15 protein-coding genes are annotated in these 12,727 nt (G+C 62.4%); 1 reads left to right on the top strand and 14 read right to left on the bottom strand.

Annotated features, from left to right (window positions below; all coding sequences use genetic code 11):
* Nucleotides 1–244: 244 nt before the first annotated feature.
* Nucleotides 245–1,180, top strand: coding sequence for a zinc-dependent alcohol dehydrogenase family protein (locus ACP7A3_RS20440; protein WP_133178099.1), 936 nt, complete (start codon nucleotides 245–247; stop codon nucleotides 1,178–1,180).
* Nucleotides 1,181–1,301: 121 nt separating this feature from the next.
* Here the strand turns inward: ACP7A3_RS20440 and ACP7A3_RS20435 are convergent, their stop codons facing one another.
* The 14 genes from ACP7A3_RS20435 to ACP7A3_RS20370 form a co-directional block, all read right to left on the bottom strand.
* Nucleotides 1,302–2,222, bottom strand: coding sequence for a DUF7146 domain-containing protein (locus ACP7A3_RS20435; protein ID WP_240456351.1), 921 nt, complete (start codon nucleotides 2,220–2,222; stop codon nucleotides 1,302–1,304).
* A gap of 138 nt (nucleotides 2,223–2,360) precedes the next feature.
* The gene (locus ACP7A3_RS20430; RefSeq protein WP_082049424.1) at nucleotides 2,361–2,804 is read right to left on the bottom strand and encodes a hypothetical protein; all 444 of its coding nucleotides are present in this window, start codon (nucleotides 2,802–2,804) and stop codon (nucleotides 2,361–2,363) included.
* Between the two features lie 123 nt (nucleotides 2,805–2,927).
* A complete protein-coding gene (locus tag ACP7A3_RS20425; protein WP_043061535.1) occupies nucleotides 2,928–3,251 on the bottom strand; it encodes a single-stranded DNA-binding protein in 324 nt (107 codons plus the stop codon).
* A gap of 49 nt (nucleotides 3,252–3,300) precedes the next feature.
* Nucleotides 3,301–3,942 carry a hypothetical protein gene (locus tag ACP7A3_RS20420; protein ID WP_240456353.1) on the bottom strand — a complete coding sequence of 214 codons (642 nt, stop codon included), beginning with the start codon at nucleotides 3,940–3,942 and terminating at the stop codon, nucleotides 3,301–3,303.
* A gap of 105 nt (nucleotides 3,943–4,047) precedes the next feature.
* Complete coding sequence (gene repC, locus ACP7A3_RS20415; protein ID WP_082049419.1) at nucleotides 4,048–5,295, bottom strand: plasmid replication protein RepC; 1,248 nt, start codon at nucleotides 5,293–5,295, stop codon at nucleotides 4,048–4,050.
* 470 nt (nucleotides 5,296–5,765) lie between these two features.
* A complete protein-coding gene (locus ACP7A3_RS20410; protein WP_043061531.1) occupies nucleotides 5,766–6,656 on the bottom strand; it encodes a replication initiator protein A in 891 nt (296 codons plus the stop codon).
* A gap of 330 nt (nucleotides 6,657–6,986) precedes the next feature.
* A complete protein-coding gene (locus ACP7A3_RS20405) occupies nucleotides 6,987–7,445 on the bottom strand; it encodes a MarR family winged helix-turn-helix transcriptional regulator (protein WP_061781136.1) in 459 nt (152 codons plus the stop codon).
* A complete protein-coding gene (locus ACP7A3_RS20400) occupies nucleotides 7,415–7,897 on the bottom strand; it encodes a hypothetical protein (RefSeq protein WP_082049413.1) in 483 nt (160 codons plus the stop codon). Before ACP7A3_RS20400 ends, ACP7A3_RS20405 begins: the two co-directional genes overlap by 31 nt.
* A 13-nt stretch (nucleotides 7,898–7,910) precedes the next feature.
* On the bottom strand, nucleotides 7,911–8,258 hold the full coding sequence (locus ACP7A3_RS20395; protein ID WP_043061526.1) for a hypothetical protein: 348 nt from the start codon (nucleotides 8,256–8,258) through the stop codon (nucleotides 7,911–7,913).
* 27 nt (nucleotides 8,259–8,285) lie between these two features.
* The gene (locus ACP7A3_RS20390; protein WP_082049410.1) at nucleotides 8,286–8,783 is read right to left on the bottom strand and encodes a LuxR C-terminal-related transcriptional regulator; all 498 of its coding nucleotides are present in this window, start codon (nucleotides 8,781–8,783) and stop codon (nucleotides 8,286–8,288) included.
* A gap of 540 nt (nucleotides 8,784–9,323) precedes the next feature.
* Nucleotides 9,324–9,935, bottom strand: coding sequence for a DUF3800 domain-containing protein (locus ACP7A3_RS20385; RefSeq protein ID WP_043061525.1), 612 nt, complete (start codon nucleotides 9,933–9,935; stop codon nucleotides 9,324–9,326).
* The gene (locus ACP7A3_RS20380; RefSeq protein WP_043061524.1) at nucleotides 9,936–10,463 is read right to left on the bottom strand and encodes a helix-turn-helix domain-containing protein; all 528 of its coding nucleotides are present in this window, start codon (nucleotides 10,461–10,463) and stop codon (nucleotides 9,936–9,938) included.
* Nucleotides 10,464–10,775: 312 nt separating this feature from the next.
* Complete coding sequence (locus tag ACP7A3_RS20375; RefSeq protein ID WP_082049422.1) at nucleotides 10,776–11,810, bottom strand: site-specific integrase; 1,035 nt, start codon at nucleotides 11,808–11,810, stop codon at nucleotides 10,776–10,778.
* Nucleotides 11,810–12,673 carry a hypothetical protein gene (locus ACP7A3_RS20370; protein WP_426257001.1) on the bottom strand — a complete coding sequence of 288 codons (864 nt, stop codon included), beginning with the start codon at nucleotides 12,671–12,673 and terminating at the stop codon, nucleotides 11,810–11,812. The genes ACP7A3_RS20375 and ACP7A3_RS20370 overlap by 1 nt, the downstream gene beginning before the upstream one ends.
* Nucleotides 12,674–12,727: the final 54 nt, after the last annotated feature.

Here is a 12,727-nt window from a genome sequence, read left to right as displayed (position 1 = left end):
AACCTCCAGCTGCTGGCCCGGCAGGCCGCGCCGGCCTGATACGCGGCGCATCCTCCGGTGCCCGGCGTCACCTGTCATCCACCACGCTGATCCCACGCGATCCTTTTTCAACAGTCTCGTCCGATTTCGACCATCCTAACACCGGTCCTCGAACCGCGCACGCTGTCGCTCGCCCGAGCCAGGAGTATGATAGGTGCCGCGAAGGCAACGGTGTGGGCGCCTACACAATACAAGGAAGAAGCTTGTGACGCAGCCACCGCTGCGAATGATCGCGCATCGCTTTGGCATTCCGATGGAGGTGCTCGCGTGCGAACCGCTCGGCAGACCGCCGGTAGCGTACGGCGAGGTTCTCGTGCGCATGACGGCAACGCCGATCAATCCATCCGACCTGATCCCCGTTGCCGGTGCCTATGCTGCGCGAACGTCGCTTCCGTTCGTGCCAGGCTATGAGGGGACGGGAACGATCGAAGAGGTCGGCGACAATGTCGATCCCGGGCTAATCGGTCGGCGCGTGTTACCCTTGGGCAGTGCGGGATGCTGGCAGACGTTGAAGGTCCTGCCGGCCGACTGGTGCATCCTGGTGCCGGACGATGTCGACGATGACGAGGCCGCGACCGCCTATATCAATCCCCTGACCGCCCTACTGATGGTGCGTAGGATGGCCCCGCAGCCAGGAGACGCGGTCGGAATCACCGCCGCCGCGTCGGCAATCGGTCGCATCCTGATCCGCATGATCGCATCGACGAGGGCGCACGCGGTTGCCATCGTGCGCTCGCAGTCGGCGGCCGAAAGCCTCCGCTGCGAACCTGCTGAGGTGGTCTGGAGCGATACGCCAATGCCCAGGCTCAATGGAGCCATGGACGCGGTTGGCGGCCGCGCGGGATGCGATCTGGCGGCCGCGGTCGTGCCGGGCGGCCAGATGCTGCATTATGGTTTGATGTCAGGGAAGCCGCTGGCCGGGACGGGCGCCACCACAGCACAATACTTCAGACTGCGGGATATCGTTCATGCCATATCGAGAGCGCAGCTCGACGAATTGATGTCTGTTGTATTTGACGAGATACGGGTCGGCCGTGCCGCGATCTCGATCGCTGCCCGCTACCCCCTGGCGGAAATCGGTCTTGCGCTCACGCACGATGCCCGTGTCGGACGAAGCGGCAAAATCCTGCTCTGCCCGTGAGAGAGGGACGGGGATGGGGCGGCGAGCGAAGCCGCGCCATCTTCCGACGATGCATCACCCCGCCGTTAATTGCGAGCGACCGCGCAGTGCCGCTCTGCGGCAATCGGTCCCTCGTCCTGCGTCATCGTCGGGCGAATGAGTCTCTAACGCGCTTGGCGCGCCAGGCATCGTTCCAGTCGTTGTGAACATCGGGCACATGTGCCACAAGTTCACGGCGGTGACGGGACAGGTGCTCGCGTGCCTTCTCAAGGAGCCGCGCTGCCGCCGGCCCGCGATCGGCATAGACGATGATCCTGCGCACTTTTTCGGGGATAGCGACGAATGCGAGCCGTTCCACGCCGCCCAGCGCCCAGGTCGGCGTACCGAACCAGTGCATCGCAGACAGTGCGTCCTCAATGCCTTCGGCGAGACCAAGTTCGTCCGTCGCGGGTGCAAGCCTGATGGCGCCGGTACCTAGGAGTCCGAGCGCAACTTTGGGCTTCGGGATTGGCTTGTGAAGGATGTCGACCGGATCGAGGAAGGTCCGCTGCACCGCGATCACGCCCAGGTCACTTTCTACGGCTGCGATCAATGCGGGCATGACCCGCTTGTCGGAGCCAGAGCCAAGCACGGTCTTCGGATTGAACCGTAAGCTTCGCGGATAGGGTCCGGTCAGTCCGCGGGCGCGCAAATACGTCTCGGCCAGCGTTCCGACGACCGGCTTGCTCGCGTGCCACAATCGAACCGCAAGCGCACTCATGTCGCGCCGCGGTTCCTTGGCAGGCATGTCGAGCGGCGCGCGATCATGAAGGCGTTGCCGCTGCAGCGCCTTGAGCACCTCGGCGGTGGTGCACCCGGCGAAGCAGTGGAACAGGATGGCGCTATCGCCAAGCCTGACCGAGAGGCTGGGCGACACATCGTCATGTGCTGGGCATCGGCATTCGCCACGGGTGCCGCGCCATACCCCGCCAAGGCGCTCGACGATCGTCTTTGCGCGGACTTCAGCGTCGAGCGGCAGTCTAGGCATCGGCCGAGCTCCGGCATCGTGCTGGACTGCGATCATTTCCTGACACTCCGGTAACTTCGAACCGCAGGGTCATCGTCGCCCTCGCCTCTGGACGGCGAGCGAAGAGCCAAAGACTGAAAGGAACTGATCTCGTGCGCGCGCGGCGTCGCCGCATGAACGCCCTTGGGCGGCTAGCTAACCGTAACGTCCTGTGAAGAGGTCGCCGAGCGCGCGGCGTCGAAAGGCGTTCCACCACCGACGGCGACGATGTTCTGGCGCATCGTGGATCATGTGGCAGCGCGGACAGAGGGCGGCGAGGTTTCGCCAACGCGGACCGCTGAAACTCGGATCGTGATTGAGATGCGCTGTGGCCAGGTAGACCGGTCTGCGCGTGATGCAGATCGCGTCTAGAGCAACAAAAGCGGGAGGCCGTCGCAACACGCGGCCGCGTCCATCCCGCCAGGAACGCCCGTCGGCGTCCCACCAGACCCCTTTCGCATCCTTGAGCTGAGCAACGTGTCGGCCATGCGGCCGTCCGCAATGTTCGCAACGACCACTTGCACGTTCGAAGCGTACGATCCGGCTGATCTCGGGCCAGTCGATCGGATAAAGCCAGCGATGTTCCGGACGGATCGGCATGCGACGATTCTGAATCATGCGCACCGAGAACGAAAGGAGAAAATGCGGCGAATGATCTGCCGATCCCGGCATACCGAGTTTGAAAGGGCGTGACGACCGCCAGCCGATCGCTTGGCCAGAGCCTCACACCTGTTCGCCGGTACTTTTGGCCAGAACCGAAAAGGTGTCGGCGATGAGCTCTGTTCGGTAGCCTGTATCATTGGTGTCGCCATGCTGCCCCTCGCGCACGCGTCCTGTGATATGGACAAGATCACCGACGCCGGCAACCTCCAGTTGGTTGGTCAGGTTCGAGAAACACACGACGCTATTCCATAGGGTATCCTGCTTCCATTCGTCGCCATCACGTCGGTTGTAATTTGCTGCAACGTTCACGAACGTGACCTTTTCTCGCCTGTTGATCTTGCCGACACGCCCGATGATGCGGAATTCAGCGATATTCTGGGGCATGATGCTCTTCTCCAGTGACTCACTCAATTGAACAGGCGGGGTCGCGCGATCAGTCGCTCTTTGTCAGCGCGCGCGGCTGGAAATGGTATTTCGTGACGTTCTGAGGTGTTGCGTAGGTCTCGTACGCCGCCAGCCAGTCGCGACTGATGGCTCGTTGCGCGGTTGCTAGCGGAAGCCGGTGCTCGCACACGAGCCGCCACAGAACGAAGGCGAGTGCATTCTTGTCATCCGCATTCGCTTGTCCGCGGCGCGGTTGAAGCCAGAGATTGCCGGCATCGAATGGTGCGCCGCCTAGAGAAATCGGAATGAGGTGATCAAGCTCATAGTCGGCCAATCGTCCGTCTGGATATTGCGCCTGCATCATCCGCCGCTTCAGGGGACCGGTGACACCGTAGGAGGGGCGCATCGATCGGGAATATCCCGGTCGACAGATCGTCCTCCCAATGTTCCCTTGCGTGATGCGAGCGTCGATCGAGCCTCTCACATCGGGCGGCGGCAATCGTCCATCGATACCCAGCGGAAGCGGCGGACGCAGGATCGTCGACGCGAGACTCTGGACAGCCTCGCAAAACGGCTCATCGCATCGGGCGTTTCCCGAAAACGGCGCGCCAATCGCATGGCTCAAACCGCCGTGCCACCATGCAAGTACGGCAAGCACCCCTGCACCGACGATCAGCGCCAGCCACCTCATCGCCCGCCTTTGGGACCGCAGGTGCAGGTGAAAATCTGAATGGATCCGTGTCGAGACATAGTCCACGTTTACCACAGGACGTTATTGGACGCCAAGTCAGGTTTGTCAGTGTGCTGCCATTCGTTCGGTCCGGAATCCCCACAGGCTCTTTGCAAGATCGAGTTCGTCGCGCTTTGCCTTGCCGATCATTCCCGTGAAATATGCGCCTGGCGTCAGCCGAATTTCCGACCGCGAATGGCGTTCGGCGGTAATCATGATCGCCACCGCTGCGGCATCCGGCCCAAGCTTTTCCAAGGCGTCCACATAGACCCCGATGCGGATCCCGAGATCGTTGCGCAGCCGAGAGGCGGCCCGATGAATATCGGACCACGCGGGTCTGCTGTTGCCGACGTACATCGCGGTGGTCGGGAACATCTCCATCAACTCTGCTGGACGAGTGTTGAAGCGACTGTTCGACGGTGACGCCGAGAGGTCGGCTGGAGGTGGAGCGGAACCGATTGGATCAGAACTACAAGCTCGCTCAGCCCGTACATCTTTGATGGGGTGAGGGCTGGTTTGTATATGTATGAAGGGCTCATTTTTTGACCCTGACCCATCATTATCTTCAGGAAACATACATTCGTCGATGGTCGTGGCAACGAGTTGCTCGACGTGCGGCAAACGGCTGAGTGCAGCCCGATAGAGATCACTGTCACGCACGGAACGCGCCTGCGCTGCAGCTTCAGCCACGCTATCGATGGCTTCCTGGAGGGCAAACCACCGCGGGCCCGTCAACCGCATATCGGCTGCTTGCGCGAGTGCCTGACCAACAATCCGGCTAACGCGGGCAATCTCCTGCCGACCCTCCTTGAAGAGCCGAGATTGTGCCGAATAGGCATCGGCGCGCTCGCGAAGCTCCTCGAAGCGGATGCGAAGCGGCGAGAGGTCGACACCAAAGGCGGTTGAGATTGCACCCGTATGATCACGGCGGCCTGTGCGCCGTCCATGAGCGCTGTCGCGCGCGAGGATCAGTCCGAGCGCTCTGAGCTGCCGGAGACGGGCTTTGATCGCACTGACCGTCTTGCCGGCGTCCTCAGCGAGCGTGAGGTTGCTTGGCCAGGCGATCGGCGTGCGCCCTTCCTTCCAATCATCGGCATGGGTGTAGCTGATGAGGTGTTCGAGCGTCTGTAGCGCACCGATCCCAACGCCTAGCGCCGCTGCTGAGCGCTTGACGACGGCGAACACCGCTTTCCGGTCGACCGTCGTCGGCGCATCGACAATCCTAGTCTCGAGCGCGCGTGCGATCTGGCGGGAGAAGGCCGTGATCGGTCGGGCTCCCGTTCCCCCCGTAAAGGCATTCTGGGTATAGGTCATCGTTCGTCCCCTCGTTCGAGGGGCCGTCAGCAGGCAAAACAGAGGCGTGGCGCGAAGCGCGCTCCCTTGAACCGAGGCTCGGAAACCGGTACGTGGAAGATCTCTGAGTGACCGGTCAGCGTTTGGCGACGCTGCCACGTTGCGATTTCTGGGTGCCCGGCCTTCGTGCCGGGCATTCGTTTATGTGCTCACGGCCACCCTTTCTGTTCGGTCTCACGCTGGCCGCCGAGCGGCCGCGGAGAACATTAAGGGACGATGCCAGCCCAATCAGGGGTTCGGAAGCGGGCACGACTCGTGCTTTCGCGGACCGAAGCGAGAAAAAGTTCGTGCTTTGACGGACCGACGCGGAGTCCGTTCGTGCTTTGACGGACGTCCATTCGTGTTTTGGAGGACGCTACTTCGTGCTTTGACGGACGAAAGTTCGTGCTTTGAGGGACGCTCGTTCGTGTTCTCGCGGACCGGTCCGCGAATCAGTCGCGAATCGCGTCGCTGGTCGTCTGCTCGGCCGACAGAAGGGCCTTTTTCGGCGTCAACGTGACCAGGGAAGGGGCCGCGACCCTGCGTTTCGGGGCGTCCACTGCAGGAGCATCTGCTTCGTTGAGCAAAACCCGGTAGTCAGGAATCGAGTCCAGGTCCGCGATGCCACGCAGAACGTGGCGAAAATGCTTCAGCGTGTTCTGATAGCCAAGCTGAAGGCGCAAATCGTTCAATCCGATCTGCACGGGACCATCGATACAGGTGGAGCGCGCGACTTCGTAAAGTCGTCGTTCGACTGGACCAAGCTGGAAATAGTCCGGCGAATATTCGAGGACCCGGCGATCGCGCAGGATCGCACGGTATAGCCAGTCACAAAGGCGGACTTTCACGCCCTTGAGACGTGGTTCACCGGTCCGTGTCTTCGTATATTGGAGTTGCGCCTCGGACAGCCACGAGAAGAAGCCCGTCTGGCCTTCGCCACCGGCTTCGATGTTCGTCTTGATCTGCGTACCCTGAAGCCGTCCTAACGCATCAGAGAGGCGTGTATAGGAGCGTGCAGAACCGCTGACCCCCGTCACTCGGAAGAGGTCGTGGGCCGTAAAGTAGAACTCCTGGGCCACGCGCTCGCCTGCATCCATCTTCGAGACAAGCAAGCTCGCGATATACAGTAGGATCTCCTTGTCATAGATTGTGGCAACACCGCTGGGACCAGGGCCGATCTCTATGGAAACACTGTCAGTCTTATAGACTAAGGAGCGCTTCAGCGCAGTCTTCGACAGCGAAAAGAAGGGATAGGCCATGAGTGAGTGCTCACCGCGAACCTCGGTGAGGAGCGGACTGTCGAGGACGAAGAGGTCGCCCTGCGTGGGAGAGGTGCCCGTCATGCCGCCCAATCCCGGGTCCGCAAAAGCACGAAAGCCCGCTCGCGAAGGTCCGCGAAAACACGAAGGGCGGGAGTGCCACCGAGGGAAAACGCTCGGAACAGCGCACTATCGGAGTGAAGTTCGTGTTTTTGCGGACCGACCGCGCGCCCGATGCTGGGAGCCACGCGGAGGGTCGTTTCGACATGGAGTTCGCGCAGATTCATACGAGCCGCTGTAACAGGTTGGCGCCGCAGTTCACAGTCGTTGCTCGGGCAGGTCGCGCGTTCCTGCTACTGCTGCAAGCGCCATAGGGTCTCCTAAGTGGCTCACTAACGCGTCTCTCATCGCCGGCTATCCGGTCGCGCGGGACGATGCGATCTGGAGATCGAGCCACTCCTCTGCGGCATTCCTCAGCCGTGGAAGCATCGACACGTTCGCTCGGCGCCGATCTGCCGGGTCGGGGATGCGCTCTATATAGCCGACCGCTTCAAGCTGCTCGATATGCCTGAGCGCAGTGGTCATTGACGCCCCGCTGAGGGAGCAGAGTTGCGACACCGCGATGTCACGGTGCTCGCCCTGCGCTACATAGAGCTCAAGGATCATATCCCAGCTGGGATCGAGGAAGCGCGCCCCGGAAAAGCAGCGGGTGCGTCGACGGCGCCCGGCCAAAATCGCCTTAGCTTCGCCAAGGCGCAGGTCCGCGATCGTGCCCCCGGCAGCGGCGGCAGATAGCAGGCTTTCCTCGACGGCCTTACGCGGAAGACGGACGATGACGTCGATCAGTTCGTCGCCCGCTGATGCTGAAGCCATGATCGTCGCGATCCATTTTTCAGATAGGGCGCAGCATCACGCGGCAATCGCATCGTTCCCAGCGCAAGCGCGCCAAGCGCGAGATAGGCGTAGATACCGAGACCTGTGTGATAGGCGAAGAGTGGAATGCCGGGCAGTAACGCTCCGCACAGGCTCATAAACAGGCCGCCCAGCGCGAAGCCGGCTGCCCAGATCGGCCAGAAACGGATAGTCGTCACACCTAACCAAAAGAAGCCGCAGGCGACTCCCAGGTCCACAACCAACGTTGGAAAGTGCCCGGGATCCCAAGCGACCTTGGTAGAATAAACGCGCAGACCGGTCGTGAGAGCGAAGCCCGCCAAGTTTATTAAAACACCCAGTCGCTCAGGCCTCCCGCCGCGTACGAGAGCGAACAGAAGAACCACTGCCATTATCGCATTGAACAGTAAGGCGAGTAGAACTTCCACTTTCATACGCGGGTTCGCTTCAGGCAGTGGCCACTTCGACCGGTGATTCGATTTCGGCGTTCATCGGCGGCTTTGGGAGATTTTCTCCCCAGCTCGTCTCGTTCAGGCCGAGATGACGGCCGACCCGCTCCGTGAAGGGGTGAGCCCGCATCGCCATCTGATCCTGACCTTCGACCAGAGCAGCGAGCGCAGCTACCGTCGCTTTGACGGTTCGCTGCGCCATCGCCGGCGAGAGCCGATGAACCTCCGTCGCATCGAGCGTCGTCAAGAGGAACTGGGCGGTGTCGCGCGCCGCCAGGTTGATCGATCGCTCCGCCTTGCGAAGTTCATCCGCCACGATGCGACCAGTATTCTCGAGTGCCTGCATTACGTCTCCTTGGGCGCCGCAGCGCCGCTACCGTACCTTGAGGCCGAGCAGGAACGTCAGCGTCAGCATCACCATACCCGCGACGGTCAGGCCGATTGGAGTGAGGATCGCAATGATCGCACTCCAGATCGCCGCCTGCTTCCAGGTGAGCATGTTCGCTGCCGCCCCTGCGGTCGGCAACGGCGGTGGGAGAGGAAAGACGTGCTCATCGCTAGGTAGGACGATTGCAGGGGGCAAAGCCTCTACCCCTGCATCGTGCTCCGCGACGATCCGGGCGGCGTCGATCCGGCTCGTGGTGCCCAGCAAATTGTTAGCCTTCAACAATTGCTTATCGACAGCGCGGGGACTTGCCCCGGTTAACATCGCGATCTCCTTCGAACTTCGATGCTGGTAAACGAGACGGAGGTAGGAGAGCTGCCGTTCGCTCAATTGGTCGACAGGCGATGGTCGGTCAGAGCGCGCGGGGCTATCCGTGGCGGTTTCGCTGGCATCTGTCTTGTCGTATCCAGCGGGTGATATTTCCATGTGTCGACCCTGCAGGATGGAGCGATTCGCCGCCAGAAGTTCCGTAATCCATGTTGGGACGCGTCGTTCCAGCAGAACAGCCGGCCCGCGGGAAACGAACGGTAGCGAACCGATCCCGCGAAACTGTCATTCAGCAAACAGGCGGACGTAGCGGCGGGCAGATTGGCTCCCTTGAGATCGGGTGGTTGTCACGGTCGCAGTGCGGTACAGGCCGTCGGCTTTGCCTAGCGTCGCCGTACCCGCGGTCAGGCCGATCTGGCAGCAAGGGAGGAGAAGCGGCGCCGCCTTCCAAGTACAAGGCGTTAACGACTACCCGGTACAGGTTGTCGCCGGCTCCCGTACGGGACACGCGTGACCACTGGTACTTGTATCCGGCATGGCGAGCGCGTACATGGAGCGGGCAGGGAGACCTGCAAAGCGACTTATTCCGGCCCCGTGTTGGATGAGCGCTGTGGCTACCCAGGGTCTCAAACCCTGGTTGCCGGCCACCATTCTCCCTGACACGTTTCTGAGCCGCCCTTCGGGGCGGCTCTTTTCGTATCAGAGCAGATCGATCCCGTACTTTTCACGCAAGCCCTGCGCGTTCATCTCACCATCCACGATCCAGCGCCGCGCATAGGCCACGACATCGGCAAGCTGAAGCAGCCGGGAGGCCCCGGAATCAAGGCGGACGACCCGATTGACGCCTCTGAAGCGACCGTCGTCCTTGCGCGCCCGCTCCATCTCGGCATCAAAATCAGGGTGATCGTTATGCTGATTGACGTCGGTGATGACATCGACGTTGCCGACGCTGTCGCGCCCGAGCACTGAACGAAACCGCTTCATGCCGATCTTCACCGTCTCGACGACCGCTTGTGCATAGACGACCGGCGGGGCCCCCTGCCGCCCCTGAAAATGTTGGTTGATCATCACCACCCGATCGAGGTCGGCGCCAGCACGCAGGCGATCGAGCAGTCCTTGAAGATAGCCGTTCGCCATTTTCACGGCATGGACCTCGTTTGCATCCGCCGGCAGCAGGTCGCTGAACGCCTTGTCGAGACGCCCGGCTTCCCGAGCGAGGACGAAAAGCGCGCCGAGCTGAAAGGGGCCGCTGCCGGCGGTCCCGGACTCGTCGATGAAGCACAGCACCTTCTTGTTCAGGCCCTTCGTCACTCAGGCCTCCGCATCCGCCGGAGCCGCCGCTGGTCGGCGGCGCCGCATGCCAGGGCGGGCGACGGCCTGCCGCTTGGCACGCGCTTCTTCGGCTGCCTCACGGAAGTCCGGCTCGATCTCGGCCAGCTTGTCGACCAGTCCCTGAAGATCATATTCGTTCGAGATCTTGCCACGGTGCGACGCACGGCGTTCGATCCGGCGCACGAAGCCCGCCTCCTCCAGTTCCGCGATGTAGCGCTGCACCTGGCGCTCGCTGAGGTTGAGGCGCAGTGCAAGATCGGCCTTCTTCGGAAAGGGCTTACGGCCGGCATCCCACCAGAAATCGGCGAGCTGGATCAAAACGGCAAGCTGGGTCGGGTTGAGCCCGAGACGTCGCTGCGCGCGAAGCAGCAGCGAAGGCAACATGCAGAACCCGAGCGCGATCACCTTTGCGCCCCATTTATTGGCGGCCGCACCCGACTTTCGAGGCGCTTTCGCCGCGGATGCCGCTTCCAGCTGGCCATCTTCGCTTTCGATCTTGTCACTCATCCGATGTCTCCGTAGGCTCGCAGATGAGCGCTTGATAGGCCGAAGACAAGACTGACCGACCGGACACCTCTGCCTGGTCGGGAGGAGACAGATGCATCTCCTCGGACGAGGCAGAGGTGTCCGGTCTGAATAAGGACGCAAGTAACCCGATTAACCCGTAAACCGATTAAGCGAGATAAACAGGTACCAGACAAAGACGTCCGGTCGATTATCTTAAAGCGCAGCGGCGGCCGAGCGACCCGCCCTGACTGGACGGACGCAGAGCGTGCCCTCAAACCGGATCGGATCTCGGATCGCCACGTTGCGCGATCTTCAGAGGAACTTGTCGCCGGCGTGGTCGCGAAACGCTTCGTGATCGCGGACATAGCCGCTGACCGTCTCGATCGACCGGTGGCGGCTGTGGTCCTTCATCTTGAAAAGGTTCGCGCCTTGGCGTCCCGCCTCGGTGAGGAACCCAGCGCGCAGCGAATGGCCTGAGAACAGTTCGGGGTCGTAGCCCGCGGCGGCCGCGCGCGCTTTGACCACCAGTGCGACGCCGCGATCGCTCATCGGCTTTTCGGTCAGGCGCCCTTGTGGGGTCAATTTCCGGAACAGGAAGCCATCCGTGATCGGCGCCGCCGATATCCAGGCTTTATATAAGGCGACTGGTGCGATACGCCGGCGATCGGGAATGACCACGTCGGCGCCCCGTCCAAGCTGGTCGCCCTTGGCATGCGGCACATGGATGCGCAGACCCTCGGCCAGCTCGGTCACCTGCGAAAAACGGATCGCCACCAGCTCGGAGCGGCGGAACGCCCCGCCCATGCCAACTGCGAGCAGTGCCCTGTCGCGCAAGCTGCGGACGCTGTCGCCATCGATTGCGCGCAGCATGTCACGCAGGATATCGCCGTCAGCAGCGCGTTTCTTCGCGACCGGCTGGTCGCGCTTATCGGCACGCACGCCGCGCATCGCGCGCTCCAAGATGTTGGCGTTCACCTGATCGGTCGGCGGCGGGTGCCCCGCCGCGCGGTGGGCGAAGATGATCGCGGCGAGCCGTCGGCCGATGGTCGAGCGCGCGCGGCCCTGATCGGCGAGATCGGTCAGGAAGGCCGCAACGGTGACTGGCGTCGCTGGAAGGGTGACCAGCGCTCGCGCCGCGCACCATTGTTCGAAAATCGCCCAGTCTGACCGGTACGCACGTAGCGTCGCCGACGACGACGCACGCTCCATGTAGCGGGCGATCCGCTCCTGGTCATCGATGCCAAGCCCGGCGAGCGGCAGGTTCGCCTGTGCGACATTCACCAGGCTCTGGCGATCATCTAGCTGCGAGTGATCGTCGGCTATCGGCTCATCGTCGTCTATCGTCATCAGCCGAAGATCCCGCCAGCCCGCCATTCGCCGATGCGGGCAATCGCTTCGTCGGCGTAGGGGCGGGGGAGACCATCGTCCGGATCGCGCCAACCGGGATAAAGCTCGACGCTACCGCCACTTACACGCGCCAAGGCGATCGAGCCGCCGATATCGCTTCCTGCGTCCGCCGCGATCACCGCCTTGATCGCCCGCGCCGGCACATACTCGATGCTGCCGCCGAAACCCCCGTCGATGGCCGCACTGATCTCCGGTTTATGACTTCCCAGAAGATGGAAGCTCCCCGGCTGAGAAAGGTCAATCTCGCGCGGACCATAGAGGCGTCCGGCCTCATCACATCCGAATTTGAAGACCTGCACCGGCGGGTTGCCCGTGCGGTGCGGGGTTTGACCAACCACGAATGCCTCGAAGCGCCGCTCCGTTTCGCCGGCGTAGCGCGCGCCGATACGGCCGATCATGTCGGCAATGTCGCTGATCGTCGGAAATTTCTCGAACGCAGGGCCGTGCATCGCCTTCAGATACGAGGTCGCCAGCTGATACGTCGCGCTCGCTGGTTGAGTGTCACCAGCCCAGGCGAAGGCGATTTCGGAGTGGTAGGTTGGCGTCATGCCGGGACCGCCATCCTCGTGCTCCTGGAAGAACCGCAGCGTGATCGGGAGAATCTTCATCGCGGCGTCGGTCGTCGGGATGCGGCCATGCTCGGTCGGCATGCTGATCCGGCTATCGGCGGCCAGCCAGATGTCGCCCTCGTGGATCCACGGCTCGACCGGAAACTCCGGCGGCTCGCCCTCCCATGCTTGTGGATCGGCGTGGAAAAGGGACCCCGGTAGCGGGGTGATCGGCGTCGAAAAAGGACCCCTCATCCCGGTGGTCTAGGGTGCTCGCTTGGCGGTGTGTCAGGCGGCGAGATCGGGATG

It is taken from the genome of Sphingomonas sp. DC5200-1 (assembly GCF_049897245.1).
Classification (GTDB): Bacteria; Pseudomonadota; Alphaproteobacteria; order Sphingomonadales; family Sphingomonadaceae; genus Sphingomonas; species Sphingomonas aquatilis.
Note: the sequence above shows the minus strand (reverse complement) of the source record. Positions and strands in the feature narration are given on the sequence as shown.